We start from the raw sequence: 22,380 nt of genomic DNA, 5'->3' as shown, positions 1-22,380 counted from the left end.
CAAATTGCGGTACTTCGAATGCAACAAAGGGCCCATTGGGCCCCTTGTCCGTACAACTGGATGTCGGCGTGGCGCGCAGGTTGCGCGTGCCACCAAGCCCAAACTCCGGTCCGGGAGGCGCCCCGAGGGGGAGCACCTTCGCATGCCTACAGTGCCGGCATGGGGCCGAAGCCAGCGGCGCGGGCAGTACTACGGGCCTATCTGAACAATGCCAGTCAGGCCAACCACCTTCGCCGGAGTCCGGCATGATACGCCGTTAGCGCCCGCCAGCCAAGCCCTGCCCCATGCCGTCGGCGCTAGAGGGCGCCGACGACGTTCAGGAACAGGCCCTGGTGGCGATAGCTGAGGTCGGTGAGGTTCTCCGAGAAGTCGGTGAAGTTGTAGCCCACGCCCGCCTTCACGTGTTCGCCGAAGTAGCGGTAGACGCCCAGCAGCATGCCGCCTCGGGATTCGTCCAGGTCGGGCAGGTGCAGGCGGCGGGCCTCCAGCAGGCCCTCCCAGTCCTTGAACAGCCGCACGTCGGTCCGCAGGATCACCAGTTGCGCCCGGTTGTCGAAGAACTCCGGGTTCTCGCGGTCCAGGCTCACCGAGCCCAGGCGGTAGGCATACTTGCCGCCCACCGACCACCAGGGGGTCAAGGCGTAATTGACGTCCACCGAGGCGATGTGGCTCTTCTGGATGAACTGCGCCGCCGTGCCGGTGAGGGTCACCTGGTCGGTGGTGGGCACGTTATAGAAGTACGTGTACTTGGCCAGCGCATTCAACCGGTTGCTCAGCACCGGGCGGTAGCCGAAGCCGATGACACCCTCGGTGAACTTGCCGTCGTAGAACTGCCCCTGCGAGCTTTCGCTCATGGAGTGGTCGAACTTGCCCACCAGGCGCCAGTCGTCCGACAACTGGACCTTGAAGTTGTTGCGGAACAACCAGGTGGTGCGCTCCACATGCGTGGCGTCGGGCTGCTCGCTGTCGTCGGCACGGTATTCCACGCCGCTGGAGATCCGGGTCTGGCCCAGGGTGTAGGCCACCCGTACGCCGCCCGCGCGGCGTTCGGTCTCGGCGGCGGTCTCGCTGTTCTGCAAGGTGCCCAGCTCGGCATTGGCGCCAAGGCTCCAGCGGTCGCTCAGGTTCAGCGACAGGCCGGCGGCGTGGGTCAGGCCCCGGGCTTCGTTGGCGTCCTGGTGGCGCTGCTCGGCGTAGACGCTGCTGCTGTCGGCCAGGCGGCGCTTCACGCCCCAGACCAGGCTGCCGCGCTGGCCGCTGACGTTGGTGCCGTCGAGGATGTCCCCGCGCTCGTTCTCCAGCGCGTAGTTCAGGTACAGGCTGGTCTTGTCGGACACCAGGTAGCTGGTACCGAGGCGTCCGCCCGGCCCGAGGTCACCGGCCGAGGCCTCGGCTTGCACGCGCAGCTTTTCGCCAACGCGCATCGCGCCGCCAACACCCAGCCGCCCGTTGTCCTGGCGGTCGCCGTCCTTCGAGAGGGTCTGCTGGGCGAAGGCCCAGGCATTCCACCTGTCCGCCGAGTCGTAGCCGACGTGCACCACGGCATCGGTGCGCTGGCCCTGCTCCTGGGTCAGCGGCACGGTAGTGCGCAGGTCCTCGCGCTTGTCGCTGCGCACGCCCGTGGCTACGTTCCAGCGATCGTTCCACTGGTACTTGACGTTGAGCTCGGCGGCATCGAGCGTGAGGCCGGCATCCTGCTCTCGGTGGTCGGCCTTGCCGACGACGCTGAGATTCTCGCCGATCGGCACGTCCACGGTGCCGCCGTAGTACGTCCGGTCGGACAGCGTGCCGAGGCCGGGCGCCGAGTAACCGGCATCCTGCGCCTGCGTGTACAGCGTCACCCTGCCCTTGCCGGCCTTGAAGATGTCGTTGATGCCCAGGCTGAAATCGGCGCGGTAACCGCTGGCTTCCGCGTTGTTGAATGCAGCCGGGTCGTTGCCGGCAAAGCCGAAACCGCCGTCGTACGAATACAGCGAATTCGACGCCAGCCCCTGCGTGCGACCGCTCTGCAGCTTGAGCCATGTGTCGGCGCTCTTGCGCAGGGTGAGGTCCGCGCCAAGCATGCTGTTGTCTTCGACATCGCCGCTACTGCGACTGCCGGTGAGGCCGACGCCGACGTGGTCGTTGACCCAGACGTGCGCACGGCCGCCGGTGCTGACCGTGTCGATCTCGTCAAAGCCGGGAGCGTACTCGTAACGCGCCACCAGCCAGGCTTCCTCGCCCGAGAGGCCGCCGCTGCGCACCAGCATGTTGTCGCCGCCGGTGGATGACAGCGGTGCCGACAACAGCACGCGGCCCTGCAGGTAGTCGATGTCGTAATCCAGGCCCGGCCGCAGCTCCACGGTGCCGGTGACCAGCTGCGAATCCTTGTCGCGCATCTCAATTCGCAGGCGCTCGGAGCCGCTCAGGATGTCCTGGTTGCGCAGGTAGAACAGCGAGCCTCCGGTGCCACGGAACTCGTCGCGACCGCCGATGGTGCCCGGCTCGGCAGCAAAGCCGCTGACGACCGCGCGACGCTCGCCGAACGCGGTGGTCGCATCCGCCTTCCACTCCGCGGTCGCACCGTAGAGCCCGCGATCGACCTGCGCCAGTTCGTTGCCGGCGTAGTCGGTGTGGAAGTTGCCCCACATCGCGAAGTCATCGCCATGCTCGGCGCGCAGGTAGAACTTGCCCAGCGTCGGCGCCATTTCCTCGACGACGCCGTCGTCGCCGAAGGTGGGATAGTGGTAGTCGGGATCGATGCGGCGGAACAGCGCGTCGGGGGCCTTGTCCAGCAGGTTGCCGAAGAGGTCCTTCACCGGCCCCTCGCGCGTGTCGGCACTGGCGGTCAGGCGCCAGCCATTGGCGAACTTCTCGGTACCGAAGAACGCCAGGCGACCGTAGAACGAGGCATTGCGTTCAAAGCCAGTATTCTCGCCCTCCAGCAGGTCCGCCGGGCCCTTGGTGCGGTTCTTGGCCAGCGTCAGGTCGGCGATGCCGACAAAGAAGCGATCACGCTCGCGCAGCTCAAGGTCGCGCAGGTAGAGGTGGCCGTTGCCCTCGGGATCCAGCACGGCGACTTCCACGGTGTGCAGGCCTTCCGGCAGGATTTCCTCGGCGATGAAGTCACCCTTGGCGTCCACGGGGACGGGCCGACCGGCGACCCATACCGTGTGTCCCTCGGGGATGCCGGTGCCGCGCACGGCCAACGTGTTGGCACCGATGCGGATGTTGCGCAGGGCAATGCTGCTTTCACCATAACCGGCGAGCGGCGGCGTGCCATCGGTGGTTGCGGTGGCAGGCAGGTCTGTGACATTGCCTTCACTGTTCGTGTTGACCAACCACAACGGACGCGCATTGGTTTCGTCGAAGCGACCCTGTTCGTCGTAGGCACGCAGCACGTACTGCAGCTCGCGGCCTGCGGCGGGGATGCTTTCGCCCATCGGCTGCCATTCGGCATCACCGTTGGCGTCCAGCGCCACCACTGCCAAAGGCGTGGCTTGCGCGGACTGCCCCTTCTCGTGGATGCGAACCTCGGCGCGGTGGATGAATCCGCTGTAGTTGGAGTACATGCGGAAGCGGACTGGAGTGTCCACGGTAGCCACCTGGGGTGACGCGGACACCGACAAACGCGGCGCGGCGGTCAGGTCGTCGAACTGGAAGCGGATACCGGCCTGGTCCAACGCCACGTCGGTGCATCGCTGCACGTCAGACGAGCTGCGCCCCGGGTCGTCGATGGGTTCGCCGTTGACCGAGATGTGCATCGGATTGAGGCCAAACGCATTGCTCGGCGCCAACTCGCGGTTCAGGCGGGTGATGTCCACGCCCTCCAGGTCGTCGCGCACGGCGGGCTCGTCGTAGACCACCTGCACTTCGACATAGGAGTCCAGGCCTTGGACGAAGCCGTCGTTGGGCACGTCAGCCGCCTGCACGAAGCCGTGGCCCTCATGCTCCACCTGGTCCGACCCGAGCTGCATCTCGTTGCGGATGGCGTCCATCGCACGCCGTGCGCGTGCCACCGACAAGCCGATGTCGTCTTCATAAACCGCAGTGGTGCGGCGATCCAGGCGCTCGTTGCCGGTGTAGCCGATGAAGCGCAGGCGCACGTGCTCGCGGTCCTTGACCTCGTCCATGGCGGCGCGCAGGTGATCGGTGAAACCGGCCGGGACGATGGCTTCGCCGGCCTCCAGCATCAGCGTCGGGATAGGGCCTGCCGACGGCTGGTGCACACGGGTGATGACTTCCTTGCCCGCATCCGCCGGGCACATCTGGGGCTCTTCCGGCAGTTCCTGCAGGGGGTCGTCGTACCAGAACTGCACCTCGATGCGGCGGTTGAGTGCACGGCCCTGCGGCGTGTCGTTCTGGCCGAACATCGCCGTCGCGCCGCGGCCATCGCTCTGCACCGCTGCCGCGGGGAGGCCCAGCGCCTGCTGCACTGCCAGCGCGGCGCGGTGCGCCCGCGCCTTGGACAACGCGTCGGCGTCACCATAGATGCGTGCGTTGCGGTCCGACAGCGCCATGTCATCGGAGTAGCCGATGAACTTGGCCGTCACGTTCTGCTTGCCCTCAAGATTGGCGAACGCCTTGCGCACCTGCTCGATGAACGCCGGGGAGACCTCCACACCCTCTTCGCCGTAGTGCAGGGCGGTCACCAGGTTGTTCACCCGCGTGCGCTTGGCGTGCCCGTCCTGAAACCGCATCAGGCACAACTCTTGCACGCGGCAGACCTTGATCTGGCGGAAGTCCTCCTTGACGAGCACTTCCTGCTCCATGGTGGCGGCGCGGGGTTCGTCGTACCAGACTTCCACTTCGACGCGGCGGTTCCGCGAACGCCCGGCATCCGTGGCGTTGCTGGCCACCGGCTTGGTATCGCCCATGCCTTCGAAGGCAATGGCCTCCGGCGGAAGCGTGAGGGCCCGCTGCAGCAATTCCGCCACCTCACCCGCGCGTTCGCGCGAGAGGCCCTGGTTGTCACCGTAACGCGCGGTCAACTCCGGCGACAGGCGCTGGTTGTCGGCATGGCCGACCAGGTGCAGGCGCACGTTGGCCTTGCCGCGCACCGACTCCATCGCGCGCCGGATCTTCTCGATGTCCTCGTTGCGGATGGTGATCGCACCCGAGTCGAAGTGCAGCGGCGCGACGATGCCGCCCAGCTTCACCGTCTCCATCACCTGTCCGTCGACCTGCTGCTTCTCGACCCGGTCGCCGCCTTGGTGCTCCAGCACGCCTGGATCACGCACCAGTGGGCGGAATGCCTGGTCACCCGAGAGGTGGCGCTCGACCGCCTCGCCCATCGGCACATCCTTGGCTGGCTGGCCATCGGCGACCGGTTCGTTGACGCCCTGGTCCTCGGCCGACTGCGCCACCGCCGTGGCGGTCATCAGGCCCAGGGCCAACAGCGACAGTCGCATGCGGTTCTTCAACATGTTGTTCTTCAGCCTGGTGTTCACTTACGCGCCCCCTGGTTGTCGGAGGGGCGCTGCACTGGCGCGCCACGGCGCCAGAAAGTCTGTTGCTCCACGGTGAGCTGGTAGCTGGCGCCGGCCGATGGCCAAGCCTGTACGACCAACTCCTTGATCGCGGCGATGCGGGCTTCGACCAGATCCGGGTCTTCAAGGTCCGCCAGATAGGACAGGCGCAGCACGGCGGGCTCCTTCACCAGTTCGTCGAGCAGCGTCTGCAAGCGCGGCTGCCAGTGGCGGCGCAGCTCGGTGCCATCGCGCTCGAACACCTCATCGCTGAGGTCGAGGCTGACCACGCGGAAGACCGAGGCACCGTAATCGATGCTCAGCGCCTTGCCGCGGGTGGCGCGCGCTATCACGGTCTGCTTGGTGGACAGGCGATAGCCACTGGGCAGGGTCCGATCGTCCAGCTTCAGCACGAAGTTGCTGCCACGGTCTTCGTTCGGCACCACGGCACAGGTCAGGTGGTAACGACCGTGCTTGTCGGTAGTGGCCGCGAGGCCGCGCGCACTGACCACGCGGACGCCGCCAATGCCACCTTCGCCTTGGTCCTGCACGCCGTTGCGATTGGCGTCGTCGAACACCTTGCCGAGGACGTCGGTGCAGTCGAAGGTCGTGTCCGGCGTCACTCGCACGGTGGCCGTGGCCTCCCCGGACAGCGGACGGTCAGTCAACCCGTTCCAGACGCGGGCCCGGTTCACGAATTCGCCCTCGCCCACGCCGGCACCCACAGCCAACAACAAGGTGATGACGTGCTCATCGGCCGTGCCGAAGGCGACACCGCTCCACCTCAGCTGGCGGCCTTCCTGCTGGGGTTCGGTCGGCACGTTGTCGACGCGTGCCGAGCCCGGGACGTAGCGGAAGCCCGCCGGGTAGTAGTCGACCGCACGCACATCGCGCAGCTGCAAGCCCGAAAGGTTGCGCAGCGTGATGGTGTACGGCACCAGCTGGCCGCGCGTGACGTTCTTCATCGGCGTTGTCTTGCTAATGGCCAACGCCTCACCCAGGTCCAGGTCCAGCGGGATGTGGTTGTTGAAGATCTGGCTGCTGCCGGGAACGAACGTGTTATCCAGCCGCAGGTGCAGGTAGTAGGTTGTTCCCACCGAACGCGCCGCCACCGCCGTGGACGGAGCGAACTCCGACGGCTGCGCCTCACAACGCTCGATGGTGCCGGGGACGGCATCGCTCACGCCCGCCGGACAACTCGGCACGGAGAACGCCGTGGTGGTCGCATCCGATGTCGGCGGAATCAGGGCGGACGCACCGGCCAGGAAGTCCGCAGACGGCGGAGCCACTTCAATGACGTAGCTACCGCCCGCCGGGCAAGCCAGGTCTGCGAAGTTCAGATCGAAGCGGTAGTAGCCCCACTGCTGGGTGACTTGGCCCTGCTGCACCGGATCGGCGAAGCAACTGGCGGGCAGCGCCGAGACACCGGCCGCATCGAGCATGCGTACGCGCGCACCCGGAACCACGCCACGGTTCATGGACTCGTAGACAACGCCATTGGGCTCAATCGGCAGGTTGAGGTTGGGCAGGCTGCTGCCGCTCTGCACAACGATCGCGTGGATGCGCTGCAGGTCGTTGTTGAACACTGAGTGGGCGTAACCAAGCTTGGCCGTGGCCGCGGTAGCGCCTGGTGCGGTGAAGCGCACTTCAAGCGCGTCGGAGCTGCCGGCGTTCGGGGCCACGTTCGCGATCTGCCACGCACCGTTGGCGTCGGTGGTAGTGCTGCGTTCGAGCTGGTTGTTGCGATACAGCGCCACACCCCAGCCCGCAAGCACGCGCTCGCCAGCGTCGGCGGTCCGATTGAAGTCTGCGTCGTGCCAGGCGCGGCCGCTCAGCACACCGACACCTATCCGGCTGCCGACGTCGAAGGCGACGCTCGCGCTCGCGGTCTGCACCGGGTTGTCCCAGTTGACGACGCCGGTGTTGGCCACGCGCGTGCCAGCCGCGACGTTGGACGCAAGCATGGCGCGAAAACGCAGCGTCGCCGACGCGCCGGGTGCGAGATCGCCATAAGCGTCCGTGTAATCGGCGGTGATCACCTGTCCGCTGGAGCTGACGCCGGCACTGCTGCCGTTCAACGTGGCCGAACCGTTGACATAGGTGAGCTGGCCCGAGGCAGTCGCGTTGAGGTCGTCAACGATGCGCACCTGCGTGGCAGGCACGGTCGAGATGTTGCGCACGATCACCACGTACTCGAGTTCGGCGCCCGGCAATGCCGCCCCCCCGCCGACCACGGCCACCTGCTTGTTTATGGTTAGCGTCTGCGTGCCACCGACGACCACCACGGTCGGCTCGGGGCCCGTGGAAGGATTACCGTCACCATCGGTCAGCAGTGGCGGTTGCGCGGTGCTTGTCACGCGTGCCTGGTTCACGATCAACGTACCGCCGGCCGTGCCAGCGTTGACGCGCAGCTCGAACTGCACGGTCGCCATCTGGCCCGGATTGAGCGTGCCGATGGAGATGCCGGCAATCAGCGGCGAGACGCCACCATCCGGTTGGCCGACAGGCTGGCCGTTCAGGGTGAGCGAGTTCGCAACCCACGTAGTGTGCTGCGGCACGTCATCGCGGAGCACAACCTGGGTGGCCGGCGCCTTGCCGTTGTTGTAGATGCGAATGGTGTAGAGCAGCGTGTCGAGCGGATCTACCACGCCCGGCAAGCCGCCGTCGACGCGCAGAACTGCAGCCTTGTCGGCGTAGAGCAGCGCCACGTTACCGACGACGTCTCGGGTGGGATCGTTGACGACCGGCGTACGCGGATCATCGGACGGAACTTCGTTTGCTAGATCCGCGCCAGTGACAAAGGCCTGGTTGGCAATGACGGTTCCGTCGTCCGCGTCCGTATCGACGACCACGCTGAAGGTGATCGTGGCGACGTTGGCCGCGGCATCCGCAGGGTTGTCGGCGCGGACGACGCCAGCCGTGGTTTCGACCGGCGACGTAATGGCAATGCCGTTGATCAGTGGCGACCCGTTGGCGCCATCGGCCACGGCCACGCCATTGAGCGCGGTGCTGCCCGCCACATAGGTGGTGTTGGCAGGCACAAGGTCGCGCAGAATCACGCCATGCGCATGGTCATCGCCGATGTTGCGGACCGTGATCGTGTAGCGCAGTGTGTCGCCGGCCATCAGCATGTTGGGATCCGCGCCGAGGTAGGCTGAGGTCTTCTGTACGACCAGCTCCGGTGCCGATTCGATGGGCAGGCGGGTCGGATCCTCGTCGCCGGACACATCCGGGTTGGCCAAGCCGTTGACGCCAGGATCGTCACTGAGCGCGATGAGCGCGGCGCCGAACTGCGCGTGCGCCTGGTTGAGTACGATCGTGCCATTGGCGATCACCGGCACGAGTTGCACCTGGTACTCGATCACCACGGTTTCGAAACCTGAACCCACGGCACCCAGCGCGATGTTCCCAATCTCGATGCGGCCGGTGCCTTTGCCACCGCCCGTCGGATTGGTGCTACTGGTCGCACCGGCCGGCAGCGCGCCGACGATGGCGAGCGTACCCGGAACGAACATCGCTGGATTGTTGAGCGCATCGATCTCATCGACCAGCGACAGACCGGCGACGCTGACATTGCTCAGGTTGCTCAGCTGCAGGCGGTAGCTAACCACATCGCCGGGATGCGCGGGCATCGCGCTGACCACGGTCTTGGTGAAGTTGAGGCGCGGCGGATCAGTAAGCAACGAGTGCACCGCGGGACCGGCGCAGTAGTCGTTCGGCGCGGTGATGCTCGGGCAACCTGCACCGTGGCGTTCAAAGGTGCTGCCGCCGTCGAGGCCGGTCCAATCCACGTAGACGCTGTTGGCGAGCGTGGTCAGCGCCGGGACGTTGTTCTGCACGCGCACGTCATAGCTGACCTGCACGACCACGCCCTTGGGGACATCGATCGCGGCATTACCCGCAGCTGCGCCCCAGGTGAGTACGTACGGGCTTCCGGCGGTCCCACTGCCGGTGACCTGCGGCGCGCCGATGGTGTTTCCGGCACCGGTTACGGACGGATTTCCGACGTACTCCAGACCCGGCGCTAGCGTGTCGACCAGGCGCAGCTCGAAGGCATCGGACGCATTCGGATCTGCAGCCGCCGTCAGGCTGACGGTGTAGCGCACGATGTCACCGCCCTTCGCACCGGTCTTGTCACCCGTCTTGGCGACGGCAATCGCCGGCTCGACGATGGTGAACGTTGCCGCGGGGCTCACCAGCGGCGTAACCGCCGCTCCGCCCGAGGTCTTCGCGTAGGTGTACGAGGCGGTGTTGCTGACCATCACGCCTTGTTGCGCGGTGGCGATGTTACGCACGCGCACGTGCAGTTCGATCGTCGCCTGTTGGCCCGCGGGAATCTGCGGGATGGTGACGCTCATCTGCGTCGCGGTGCTGGCCGTGGTCGATGCACCGCTCACGCCGGTCACGGCGGCGCTGACGAACTCGACGTTCCCGTCAAGCACATCGGTGACCGCAACGTCATACAGCGTCGCGCTGCTGGGAGCGCTAGGCACAATGATCGAATAGGTGACCTCCTGGCCGATGGTCGCCAAGCCCGTGGCCGGCGCGACCAACTGCTTGGCCGGGCGCGCGCCCGGGGTGATCACGGTCGTGGACACCGGCGCGGTCACATAGTCGTTAAGCTGGCCAACGCCGTCGGCGCCGGTGCGCTCGTTGGCGTTGGCCGAATCCAGGCCAGTCCAGCGCGCAACCGCAGTATTGGTGAGTTGCTGGTCAGCGAGCACACTGTCCAGCACACGCACGTCGTAGGACACCTCCACAGAGGCACCTTCGGCGATGTCGATGTTTGCGCTCCCGTCGGCAAGGCTCCACACGAGTGTCTGCGGTGCGCCCACACTGCCGTCGCCGGTCACGACCGGCGCGCCAAGCGAGTTGCCGGTGCCGGTGACCACAGGATTACCGGCGTATGCCAGACCCGAGCTCAGCGTGTCCACCAGCGATACGTCGAACGCGCCGGAGGCATCGGCGCCATTCGCGGCGGTCAAGGTAATCGTGTAGCGGATGATGTCACTGGGGACCGCGGTAGCACGGTCGGCGGCCTTGGCGATGGTCAGCGCCGGCTCGACGATGTTGAAAACGACCGGATTGGTCACCTGGGCCGGTTCGCGGGCGCCACCGTCGACTTCCGCCCACGAGATCGAAGCGGTGTTGTCGACGTCCACTCCCTGTTGAGCGCTCAACGTATTGCGCACACGCACGCGCACGTCGATGAAGGCCTGCTGTCCAGCGGCGATCTGATCGATGGTGATCGACACCTGCGACGCGGTGCTGGTGTTGGCCACGCCGACGCCATTGACCACGCCGCCGACGGTTACGGTCGCGCTCACATACTCGAGATTTGCGTTGAGCGCATCGAGCACCTGCACGTCGTGCATCGGCGCGTTGCGCGGCTGGCCGGGCACGGCGATGCGGTAGACGAGCTCCTGACCGATCGTGGCCTCGCCATTGGTCGGCGACAGCAACGCCTTGGTCGGCGGCACTGGCGGCGCCGAGATGCGCACCACGGTGGGATCTTCGTCATCGACGGCCGGATCGGGATCGGCCTGGCCGTTGACGGTCGGATCATCGCTGTCCGCGAGGAAGCTGCCGCTGCTGCTGAGCAGCTGCGCCTGATTGATGACGAGGTGACCGTGCGCCAGCGTCGACAGCAGGCTGACGTCGAATTCGACCCGCACCTCGCCGCCCGCGGCGAGATCGATATTGCCGATGTCGATCAAGCCGGTGTTGGGATTGCTGTTATTGACCGCGCCAGCCGGCAGCGCCGTAAAGCTGAGCGAGCCTGGAACGAAATCCGCTGGCAACTGGTCGCGGAAGATCGAGTCCGTGAAGCTTGAGTCAGTCGCCTGTAGACGCAACGTGTAGTGCAGAACGTCGCCCGGCACCGCCGTGCGCGCGGGATCGACGCCGCTGGTGACGTTGCGGACCGTTTTCTCATAGAAGAAGCCCGACAGCAGCACCGCGAGCGAATGCGCATCTTCATGGTCATCTACACCGACGGTTCCGTCGGTCAGCGCGCGATTGATCTCCACGCGCGCAGGATTCGCGCTGTCGTCGTTGTACCAGCGCGTCGCGCCGGCCACATTGGTAAGCGTTTCGCCATTCTTGCTGTTGGCGTCGAGTTTGGTCTTGTATTCGACGATGAGATGTTGGCCAGGCGCGACCGGCCCGGCCGCGTCGAGCAGCGTGATGCTCATCTCGCACGTCGGCACGGCAGAGTACGAAAAGGTGTACTGCGTTCCCTGGGTGAGTGTGGCGCCTCCAAGGCGCACAGAGGTGATCTGCGGCATCATGTCGCACATGCCGCCGTTGGGGCCATCGGGCAGGCGATCGAGCAGCGTCACGTTCCAGGCATCGAACTGGCCGGTGTTCACTGCATCGATGGTGAATTCGCCCCATTCGCCAAGATTGAGGCCAGCGCTGCCGAGCGCCGCGGTGCCGCTCTTGTTGACGACCAGATTGGGGCCCGCGATCACCGCCGGATTGGACGCGCCGCTCTCACCCGGAAGTGGGTTGTAGAACGTGCCATCGATCAGGCGACCGAACTGCCAGATCGCGTTGTTGACGAAGGACTTGCCGAGGCTGTTCACCGACGGGTTGTCGTCGAGAACTACGGTCACGTCGATCGCGATACGTCCACCTTTTGGCAGAATAAAGCCAGGCGGGAAGTGGAATTCGATCAGTCCGTTCGCGTTGACGACGATGTTCGTACTGATGGCCGCACCCAGCGACGTACACGACAGGTCGGTGCACCGGCGCACGCTTGGGGTGCCGACCAGACTCAGGTCGACGCCGGTACCAGGAATCGTCACCGGATACTGAACCGGCGGCGTGCTGGGATCGTTGTCATCTGGCCCGTTGACGGTCACGGAGACCGGGTCTATGCCGATGTTGTCGTACAGCGTGATGCCGTGCAGGTCGTCTTGCGACTCGCCATTGAGCACGACGGCACCGGTCTGTGGGTCGATCAGTACCGGAATCAACAGCCGATAGCTGAAGGGAACGCCGACTGCAGCGAAGTTCGGCCCGCGTTTGTTGATGGATTCAACAGGAATCAGAACGTTCTGGCAGTCCTCGCGGAACCGCGCAACGTCGGAGTTCACGAACCAGATCTTGTTGTCCTGGACGTCATTGCAGGCAATGTTGCCGCTCCAGAAGACGTTGTCGAAGATGACCAGCTTTTCCTGGCCGGGCTGGTACTGAAGGTTGGCAATGAAGCCATCCGGCGGATAGGCCGACCGCGGGTAGTTGCGGACGATGCATACGAGCGTGTCGACTTCGAGCTGGCTCGGGTTGACGGCGCCCGGGACGCTTCCGTCCAGAACGCCGCCGAAGTCGGAGCACTTGACGGATTGTGCGAACGCACCGAACGACATGCCGAGCAGCATCAACAGGGCACAGAGCCGGACAACCCAGCTCTTCCCTGCTCCTGCATTTCGAGTATTTCGTGCGAACCCCAGACCCATGCCCTTGCTCCATTTGCTCGCAGCGCAAGCCACCAATGGACCTGGGAGTGAACCGAGGGACGCCCCCATGTCGGGCGGGCGAGATTGCTCGCACCCTACGTGAGGCTCCGGCGGTCCCGCTACCACGGGCGCAATGCGCCCGACAGGCCGGTGACTTTGCGTCGCCACCTTTCGGTGGTTTTGCCTTTGTCGTTTTGTTGCTTGCTTCGTTGAAACCAGCAGTAGTCGTTATTTCTTCAGCCTGCCGGCAGGAAGTTCATCGGATACACGATCGTCACCGCGGGAACATCCTTAGCGCCGAAGTTGAAGCCCTTCACCCGGGCCACGATGTCGGCAACCAAGGCAGGTGCTTCCATTTCAGAGGACTTCACCTGGGCCATCGACACGCTGCCGTCCGGTTCGATGGTCAGGCGCAGAATGACCTTGCCCTGCAGCGTTGCGTCATTGCGCAGCTCACGCTGATACAGGCGGTAAAGCGCAGACTTGTAGCGGTCGAATACGACCTGGATCTCCTCGTCGGACCGTCCACCGCGCCGCGAGCTGCCACTGCCCGCAGAGTCCTTGGCGGCAATCGCGCTGATCCCGCTCGAAGCGCGGGTCAGCGCAGTGCCCCTGATGGCGGCGCGCTCACCACCACCATTGCCGAAGCCGCGGCTTTCCGACGCGAGGTTGATGCCACTGCTCCGCCCCGGCGCACTTCCGGTCAGCATGGCGCGCTCAGGCCGCGTCGCGCCCGTGTCGCTGCTGAGTTTGGCCGCTTTGCCCAATTGCGAAACGGCCGGCACGTCGTCGACGGCGGTGAGAGCGTCCTTGAACGCCAGGATGCCCTGCGGCTTCGCCGTCGGCTGCGGATTCGCCACGGGCCGCGGCTCCACCTTCGCGGTTTCGGTCCGTGTCTGCGTCGGCTTGCGCTCAACCTTCTTTTCCACTGGCCGCGTCAGTTCTGGCGGCGGTGGCGGCGCCTCTTCCAACTTCTTGGCCTCGGGAATCACGCTAACCACGCGCTCGGGCAGCGCTTCCGTTGGCGGCGCAACGCGTTCGGGGATCTTGATGAACGGAACGATGAAGGCAATCAGAACCCACAGACACAGCGCAATAGCCAGAGCCTTGCGCGAACGCTGGTCCTCCTCGCCGCGCATCCACAGCATGAGATGCGGCCTGACGCGATCGGCTTCCAGCTCGCGTTCGACTATCCACTCGTTGCGCTGACGATCCAGTTCCTCCTGATGCTCAAAGGCCTCGTCCTCGAGAAGCAGGAGTTGTTCGTTCTGCTCGCCAATCCGTCCAACCAGTTCGCTACGGCGCGCATCGACTTCGTCAATCCTGACGCGCAGCGCTTCGGTTCGGCCTCGAGCGTGGTTGATGTGTTCTGGCCACGTCGCGTGGGGGGAAAGGCCCTCCCAGAACAAGTCAGCGCCACCGGCCTGACCCAGTTCCTCCAGCGTGTGGCAGACCTGTGCGAGCAAACGGTGCTGCTGCCGCTCCCTGGCGAACGATTCAAGCTCTTCGTCTACGGCAGCGAGATCGTCTCCCAGCGCATCAAGTTGTGCCCTGGCCGCCGCGATTCGCTCGTCGAGCGAGCCGGCTGCGTTGGCGTCGGGAATGGTTTCGAGTTCCATGGCGTTGGTGTCCGTCACGTGTTCTGCCTCAGCTGCCCGCCACAGCGTTTCCGCTGGTCTCAAGCACGGCCAAGGACAACTTGTCGTAAGCGGCGGCAGTGCACGTCGTCATCACCTTGCGGATGACTTCATAAGGCAAACTCTTGTCGGCTAGCACGGTAATCTCGCGATGTGCAAGCGCGGTCTGTTGCGCTGCGTCGCCCTTGGTGGTCAACGGACGGGACAGGTACTCGCGCAATGGCTCGATCAACGCCGTACCCGGATCGCGGATCTGCTCCATCGTGGCGACGACATCGCCCTGCACGAGCAGCGTGTCCTTGGTGATCGTAACCACGACGGTTTCGGCTGGCTTGGCCTCGGCCGTGGAGAGGGGAATCTCGACGTCCTTGGCGTTCTGCACCACCTCAACCTCGGTCGAGTAGATCAGCAGAAACGCCACCATGACCGACATGATGTCGATCATCGGGATCAGGTTGAGCTCCGGGTCCTCGTGCTTCTTGCGCGCCCCGCGGAACGGGTTCAAGGACATCCTCATGGTGCATCTCCCACGGCGATCTTCGGAAACATGGAAACGCGGCCGCTTCCGTTGGGCGCGCTGGTGAACCCATTGGCGGCAGCGGTAGCGACGTCCGTGCTGCGAATGGCATCCATCACTTGCACAAGGTGGTCGTACTGCACGTCTGGCGCCATCAGGACCGAGGCGGTGTCGACATCGATATGCTGCCCCTTCAGGTTTGCGGCCATGAGCGTCAGCTGCTTGAGCGGATACGCTCCGTTCTCGAGTGGCAACACCGCAATGGAATCGCGACCGTTGGTCAGCTCCAGGCCATCCTTGCGTACCATCACTTCGAGGCGGAACTGCGGCTCGACCGCCTCACCGGCCGCCGCGCTAGGCAGGTCGAGTTGGATGATCGAAATGCGCGAGAACACGGCCGTCATCAGAAGGAACGTGATCATCACGCTGAAGATGTCGATCATCGGCACGAGCATCAGCTCGACCGGCTTGGCCGGCGGCTTGCGACGGAGCATCAGGCCCATGGCGTTTCTCCCCTACTTTGGCTCAGGCGGCGCGGATGTTCTGGACCGAAGCCTGGGAAGCCCGGCTCATGCGCAGCGAGAGGACGTTCAAGTACTTGATCGCTGCCGTTTCCAGGCTCTCGACCAGGTTCTGCGTACGCGCGGTCAGGAACGCATGCATGAACAGCAACGGCACGGCCGTGCCGAGGCCGAATGCCGTGCAGTTCATGGCCTCGGAAATGCTGGCCGACAACAGGTTTGCCTTCTCCACCGGGTTGGCCGCGGCAACCGCGCCGAACGCGCCGATCAGGCCGGCCACGGTACCCAGCAGGCCAACGAGGGTCGCCAGGTTGGCGAAGGTGCCCAGGTAGTGCGTCCGCTTCTCCAAGCGCGGCACGATCTCCATGATGCCTTCCTGCATGGCCTTCTCGACATCGTCACGACGACGCACCGCACCCTGCATCGCCAGGCCGGCACCCAGCAGGCGACCCAACGGATTGTTGTCGTCGCCAACGATCTTGCGCGCCTTTTCGAAGTCGCCTTCGCCCAGCGAAGGTTCTACTTTCGCCCACATGGCCTTGGTATGCATCTGCGCACGGGTGATCGTCACCATGCGCTCGATGGCGATCGCCAAACCGACCAATCCGATCAACAGGATCGGATACATCATCGCCCCGCCGTCCTTGAAGAACTCCGCAACAGAATGAATCACACCCATGGCACTGCCCTCACTGAAAGTTTGCTGAAATATCTTTGAAACAGCAGGTTGAAGCTTCGACTCAGTCGCCGTTCGGCTTGGCCGTCCTGAGTCCGTAGTACGCGAGTTCGCGCATGAAAACGTCCTTGTCCACAGGCTGAGTGCTGTCGTCCAGCAAGCGCGAGATTCCCGGCGCGTCGGCCAGTTGCGAGCTCTTCCACGGCACGATGACCAGTTCCTTGGGGGTTTCCTCGTTGCCTACGATGGACAAGCCGGACATCACCATGTCGCCCGCCGGCGCGGCCTTGCCCTTCGGCGCGTTGGGCGCTACCGCTTGGGTACCGGCGCTGTTCTCTTTCTCCGCCGGATCAGCTGCAAATGCGGCTGACGACACCGCGAAAAGACATATGCACAGGGATACTCGCAACATCACTTGGTCCCTTTACCGGCCCGCGAGCGGGCACTGGCGATCCAACCGGCCACCTGCTTGTCGTCAGGCATTGCCTGCTGGTACATGAGGTAGTTTTCGAGTGCACAACTCGCGTCCCCCAGGTAGAGATCGCAGAGCACCGCAAGATTGAGTCGCGCGAAGTGGAATCCCGGTGCAGCTGCCAGCGACTTCTCGTACGAAGCGCGCGCGTCGTTCAACTTACCCTGGCGCCGTTGGACCAATCCAAGCTCGTTCCAGGCGATCGGGTGCTGCGGTTGGAGCTCCAACGCGCGCTTCAGGCTTGCCTCGGCCTTGTCCAGCTCACTGGTCTTGGCGTAGGCAATGCCCAAGTCCACGTGCGCGGCAGTCAACGCAGGCTGCTTTGCCGTGATGGCCTGCAACAAGGCGATGCCATCGGCATAGCGCTGTTGTGCAAGCATGCCGGCAGCCCGCGCATAGTCCGAGCGCGTGGAACTGTCGATCTTGGCCGACTCCACGATCGTGAAGCCGTTGTCATTCACGTGTACGCCAGGTGGGTCCTTGCGGGCCGCCATCGCCGTGGCTGCGAAGTAGACCAGCAGTACCGCGCCGAGTCGGGCGGTGTGTCGTACCGCACGACGGTAGCTGGGATCATTGCGCGCGGGCATCGGCATCTCCGGTGTTGGCTGGTACGACGGGTTCCAGGCTATCGACTTCATTGCCCCCAGCCGCTGGCGATGACGCGGCTTGGGCGACCACGGGGACCGGCTTGATGTACTCGTACCGATCCGCCTGTCCCAGGAAGCCCGTGCTTCCATCCGGACGCGCGTAGCGAGCTGGAACCAGTTGGCCCAGTCGCTCGATGCTCTTCTCGATCCAAGCGCTGCTCACTCCGGCCTCGAGCAGTTCGATGTTCTTCTCATGCAGGCCGATGGCCTTTTCCTCGAAGGGGAACGCCATTTCGTCGAGCTGGTCGTTGTAGTCCTGCAGGTCAGATCCGTTGAGTCCGCCCGGCCGCTCGGACTCGTTGAGTGACCGGCTGAAGTTGGCGTACACCTCCGCCATGTAGAAGGTGGCCGCAGCCGTCACGTCGGCCACTTCGTAGGGCACCAGGGTGTTGAAGCCCTTGATTGCATCCGACATCGCCTTCTGCTTGGCAGCCATGCTCTTTTCGAACGGAAGCTTGAGCTCAATGGACGTGAACCGCGCGTACAGCGGCTCCGTCAACACCAGCGCGGCGCGACCGGCCAGGCTGCGGGTCCGACTCGTGCGCTCCGCCCCGGCCTTTGCGTCGCCCTGTACCACACGTTCCAGCTCGGCGCGGTAGCGCGCGTCGTCGCCACGTGCCTTGTGGATATCGGCCATGCGCTGGCGCGTCTCGACCGCATCAACAACCGGCTTGGGGAACTCACCCACGTAACGGGTGTAAACCGCCAGCGCGCGATCAGCATCCTTCGCGTCTTCGTGCAACTTGCCGGCCAGCAGCAGCGCCTCGGCACGAAGCGCCGGCTCTGTAGCCTCGTTGGCCACGCGCTCATACTCGCTCGCGGCACCACCCAGGTCGCCTGCCTGCTGGAAGGCGCTTGCAATCTGCTTGGTCGCGTCCTTCACCAGCTCATGGGTCGGGTTGTCGCGACGGAACTCATCCATGACCTGGGCCGCAGCCTTCCAATCCTGAAGGCGCATCAGCGCCGCGCCCGCGTCGTACTGGGCGCCAGCGCGGATCTTCGACGATGGCGCCACGGTCTTGATGCGCAGGAAGTGGTTCGCTGCGGCACGGTAGTCGCTGGTCGCGTTGGCCGCCTCACCCTGCTTGTAGATCGAGGCAGCGAGGTTCTCGACCAGCGCGGGCCTCGACGCATCTTCTGCAGGCGTCGCTGCCAGAACCTGCACGTAGGCCTGTTCCGCGACCGGGAATTCCGACAGCTCGAACGACGAATGGGCCACCACCATCCAGGCAGTGCGCTGCAGGTCCCGGGTGGCGATCGGGAACTTTTCAAGCAACTTGCGTCCCGCGTCACGCGCGGCGGCATAGTCCTTCAGGTCGTACAGATCCTGCGCAGCCGCCACCAGCACGGTTGGCGCCTGTTCGTGCTGCGGGAACGTATCGGCAAAGCGCAGCGAACTGGCCACCGTCGCGCGCTTGGCCTGGTTCTCCTCGGCGGGTGTCACCGTCTTGAGGTTTTCGCGATGCGCGAAGATGGCGGCATAACCGGCCGCGGCAGCCTTCTCGTGCGCCGGATAGCCATAGGCCGTGCGCTCGTACTGTTCGGCTGCGAGGCGGAAATCTCCATTCTCCCGAAGAAGATCCGCGAACTGGTAGTTCGCGCCCGGAGCTGCCGGATCGCTGTGGAAAGAGTCCAGGAACTCGCCATACCAGCGCGTGGCCTCGGCAAAACTCTGCGCCTTGTCCTTGGCCAGGCTCGGATCCTGGTAGCGCGCGTGGTAGTAGTTCGCCAGGTCCATCAGGTTCGACTTGACGGCTGCCACCACCTCCGGCCGCTCGCCGATCGGCTGGTGCTTCCAGTATTCGGCTTTCAGCCCATACTTCGCCGCGAAATCGCGCTTGGCTTCCACCACCAGTCGTGGGAAGCCACCGGCCTCGTAGATGCCGATGACCCGCAGGCTGAAGTCCGGCGAGGTCGCATGGAACGGATACAGGCCAACGAAGTCCTTGTAGACCGTGGCGGCGTCCTGGTACCGCTGCTTGGAGAGGAAGAACTCACCAAGGTAGCGGTAGGCGTGATCTTCATAGGGGCGGTGGCCAAACTCGGCGAAATACTCACCGATGACCTCTGGCCCACCCAGGTTGGAGAACGACAGCGCGATGACGTTGAAGGTGTCCTCGACACGCCGGTCCTCGGCTGCCGTGTGCTTTCCACCGAGCACGTATCCCTTGCCCACCTTGTGGTCAATCAACGCGAAGTAGCGGTGCAGTGCCTCTTCAAACGCACCCTGCTTGTAGAAAGACCAGCCCAGCTTGAACATCGACGGCTCGAAGAACTCCGACGAGGCGCCCTTGGCCACGACGTTCTGATAGGCGTTCTCGGCCTCCTTGTACTTGCGCTGGGCGAAGAAGCTTTCGCCGCGGCGGAACTGAACTTCATCGGCAAGCGAAGAGTCCGGGTGCGACTTGACCAGCTCGCCCATCACGGCCATCGCATCATCCGGGCGACCCAACTCGTCAAACGCACGCGCCTTCTGGTACAGCACCTGGTCGCGGTAGGCGTAATTGGGGAACTCGGCCAGCAACTTGTCGTACAGCTGGATCGACTCAAGCGGACCTGCAGCCGCCGACGCAACGTCGGAGGTGCTGGCCGTCGCGACGGACTGCTCCTGCGTCGCACGCTGCTCGATCTGCAGCTCAACGTCCGCAGGCGCGCCAGCGGCGACGGCCTTGCCGGACGAATGGCCCGCGGAGGAAACCTTGGCGACGGACTCGGGCGCTGCCAGCTGGACCGCTTTCGCTCCGGCTGGCGGTGCGACCATGGCGCCGCTGGCCGCAGGCGCCTGATCCACCACGATCGCGGTGGTGCCACGCACCCCGTATTCGCGCTCCAGCTGCAGGTCGGCAAGACGACGCATCGCCTCAGGCGTCAGTTCACTGGCGGGCGTCTGCTGCAGGAACTGGCGATAGCCGTCCACGGCCCGCTCAAGGCCGTTGTCGACACGAACGTCTGTGGTGTCGGGCCGCACCTTTCGCAGCGACGCCAGCGTATTGGCGCGCTCGGTATGGGCACACGCGGCCAGCAGCGCGAGCTGCACGGCCACTACGACACTGCGAAGACGAAGTCTCATTTGCCCTCCCCGGCCCCAGCGCCGGGCGCGGCCGGCGCACCCTGGGCCTGATTGGCGCGATCGAAACTGTCTGCGACGGCGTACCGCGCCTGCGTCTGATAGGCCTTGAGACGCTCGCTACGTGCGGTCAGTTCGGTAACGGCCACCGCCTCGATCAGGGAGCCCTGCTGCTTCTGCAACTGCCCCACCCGCTCCAGGGAATCGCGGACACGGTTGCGCAGGTCGCGGATGCCATCGTCGTAGCCCAGGTAGCTATGCACGCTGGCCTGCCGCAGGCGAACGAACGCGTGGTAACGCTCCCGCAACGCGACAATCTCCGTATCCAACTCTTCCAGGTGTTCGTGGGCCTCGGTCAGCCGGTCCGCATATTCCGTGCGCAGCATCCAGGTAATCGTTCCGCGCAGGCGACCTACCCGATCCAGTTGCCCACCACGCTGCGCCTCGGGGAGGCGCGCGACCGCCGCCTCCACTGCATTGATCCGGTCGAGCACGATCCGTTCGTCAGCGGTAGCCAGCAATTCCGGCCGTGGCGCGGTCAGCTGGTCCTTCAGTCGACGGGCCAGGATGTTCCGCTGCTCATGGCGCAGTTTGTATTGCGCATCCAGCTCACGGAACTGCGCATCGATCCCGGGCAGCAATGGCTCGTAATAATCGCGGCGTTGCTTGATCAGGTCGTCGTAGGCATCGAAGCTCGACTGCCATGACTCCAGCTTGCGGCGCAGGTCCTCGAGGTCAAGGTAGTTCTGCAGTGCCGTCTGGAAGTCGTGCGACGCCATCAGGTTGGTCAGGTAGAAGGTTTCCGGCGCGTCCGGCAGGTCGCGCAGCTTCACGACCCACAACGCATCCTGGCGAATTTCCTCGCGCACCAGCGCCTTGAGGAAATGCCCGTCCTGCACGCTCCGCGTCGATGCGTCGAGCGCTTGCAACTGCGCGTTGAAGGTGGTCAACGCTTCGTCGTAAAGGACTGCAGCGCGGCCATGCAGGTTCAGTTTGCCGTAGGCGTACGGCAACGCCAGCTTCGCCTCCTGCACCGCGCTGTCGGTCGCATCGCGCTCTGCCAGGAGTTTCCATGGCACCAGCGCGCGCTCGTAGTTTCCGGCCTGGGCATCCGCCCAACCGGCGCTCAACAGCGCTTGGTTGGAGTACGGTCCTTCAAGACTGACCCGGTCGAAGTAGCGTTGGGCATTGCCAAAGTCCTTGGACTCCAGCATCAGGCGCCCGAGCACCATGTTGGCTTTGTCGCGAACGCCGACGGTAGCCGTCGCATCCTTGCGGGCCGGCGTACCGGCCTTGGCCAACTGTTGCTGGCCATCGTTGGTCTTCCCATCCTGCAGCAGGGCGATGCCGTAGTTGTAGCCGGCAAAGCCCTCAAGGCCTTCCGCGCCCTGCAGCTTCTTCAACACCGCGGCCGCTTCCGCCGGCTGCCCCATGGCGAGATAGGTGTTGGCGCGCAGGAACTCAATCTCGTCGCGGATGTCTTCCGGCACGTCGCCTTTGATTCGCTCAAGCGCATGCATCGCGTCCTGCGGCTGGCCTTTCTGGAAATGGATGCGGGCCAAGCGGAACGCCGCCTCATTGCGCACCAGGTCGGGCACATCCGCTTCCAGCACCGCAGTGATCGCGCGCCCGGCGCGGTGGTGCATGCGGTAGTTCAACTCGAAGTCGCCTACCGAAAACTCGGCATGGCCAATCAGCGGATACAGCGAGTCCAGCTTCTGTTCGTCCACGCGGTAGTGCTGGGCCAACTCGGAGTCGAGACGCTGCAGGGCTTCGAACCAGCGCCCCTGGTAGGCATTGAACAGGGCTTCGCCAAAGTAGGGATCCTGCCCGCCCGCGGTCAACTCGGCCTCTGCGGCCATGCACGGCTGAAGTCCAGGCGCCGTCGCCAGCGCGAGTCCCAGCAGGATGATGGGCGCGTGTCGCATCAGGC

At 64.8% G+C, this 22,380-nt stretch carries 10 protein-coding genes and 1 riboswitch; all 10 genes read right to left on the bottom strand.

From position 1 onward, the window contains the following. Positions 1–296 precede the first annotated feature (296 nt). Positions 297–5,405, bottom strand: a complete 5,109-nt coding sequence (locus tag N800_RS03700) for an OmpA family protein (RefSeq protein WP_084087181.1) — start codon at positions 5,403–5,405, stop codon at positions 297–299. Between the two features lie 20 nt (positions 5,406–5,425). Beyond that, positions 5,426–12,832 carry an isopeptide-forming domain-containing fimbrial protein gene (locus N800_RS03695; protein ID WP_036134995.1) on the bottom strand — a complete coding sequence of 2,469 codons (7,407 nt, stop codon included), beginning with the start codon at positions 12,830–12,832 and terminating at the stop codon, positions 5,426–5,428. A 184-nt stretch (positions 12,833–13,016) separates the two neighbouring features. Then, positions 13,017–13,105: riboswitch (cyclic di-GMP riboswitch) on the bottom strand. A 41-nt stretch (positions 13,106–13,146) separates the two neighbouring features. Continuing rightward, positions 13,147–14,529 carry an AgmX/PglI C-terminal domain-containing protein gene (locus N800_RS03690; protein ID WP_156962862.1) on the bottom strand — a complete coding sequence of 461 codons (1,383 nt, stop codon included), beginning with the start codon at positions 14,527–14,529 and terminating at the stop codon, positions 13,147–13,149. Positions 14,530–14,557: 28 nt separating this feature from the next. Further along, positions 14,558–15,064: an ExbD/TolR family protein gene (locus N800_RS03685; RefSeq protein WP_084087163.1), complete on the bottom strand. Its 507-nt coding sequence runs from the start codon at positions 15,062–15,064 to the stop codon at positions 14,558–14,560. Next, positions 15,061–15,567: an ExbD/TolR family protein gene (locus tag N800_RS03680; RefSeq protein ID WP_036134992.1), complete on the bottom strand. Its 507-nt coding sequence runs from the start codon at positions 15,565–15,567 to the stop codon at positions 15,061–15,063. Before N800_RS03680 ends, N800_RS03685 begins: the two co-directional genes overlap by 4 nt. Before the next feature lie 22 nt (positions 15,568–15,589). Beyond that, positions 15,590–16,264: a MotA/TolQ/ExbB proton channel family protein gene (locus tag N800_RS03675; protein WP_036134990.1), complete on the bottom strand. Its 675-nt coding sequence runs from the start codon at positions 16,262–16,264 to the stop codon at positions 15,590–15,592. Positions 16,265–16,325: 61 nt separating this feature from the next. After that, positions 16,326–16,673 (bottom strand): hypothetical protein, encoded by a 348-nt coding sequence (locus tag N800_RS15185; protein WP_198032463.1) that lies wholly within the window; start codon positions 16,671–16,673, stop codon positions 16,326–16,328. Continuing rightward, positions 16,673–17,320 carry a tetratricopeptide repeat protein gene (locus N800_RS03665; RefSeq protein ID WP_052107882.1) on the bottom strand — a complete coding sequence of 216 codons (648 nt, stop codon included), beginning with the start codon at positions 17,318–17,320 and terminating at the stop codon, positions 16,673–16,675. The genes N800_RS15185 and N800_RS03665 overlap by 1 nt, the downstream gene beginning before the upstream one ends. Beyond that, positions 17,304–20,450 (bottom strand): tetratricopeptide repeat protein, encoded by a 3,147-nt coding sequence (locus N800_RS03660; RefSeq protein ID WP_084087161.1) that lies wholly within the window; start codon positions 20,448–20,450, stop codon positions 17,304–17,306. Before N800_RS03660 ends, N800_RS03665 begins: the two co-directional genes overlap by 17 nt. Next, on the bottom strand, positions 20,447–22,375 hold the full coding sequence (locus N800_RS03655) for a tetratricopeptide repeat protein (protein ID WP_052107880.1): 1,929 nt from the start codon (positions 22,373–22,375) through the stop codon (positions 20,447–20,449). Before N800_RS03655 ends, N800_RS03660 begins: the two co-directional genes overlap by 4 nt. Between the last annotated feature and the right edge of the window lie 5 nt (positions 22,376–22,380).

Origin of the sequence: Lysobacter daejeonensis GH1-9 (assembly GCF_000768355.1) — a bacterium.
In the GTDB taxonomy this organism is placed as follows: Bacteria; Pseudomonadota; Gammaproteobacteria; order Xanthomonadales; family Xanthomonadaceae; genus Aerolutibacter; species Aerolutibacter daejeonensis.
This window is presented reverse-complemented; position numbering and strand designations above follow the sequence as displayed.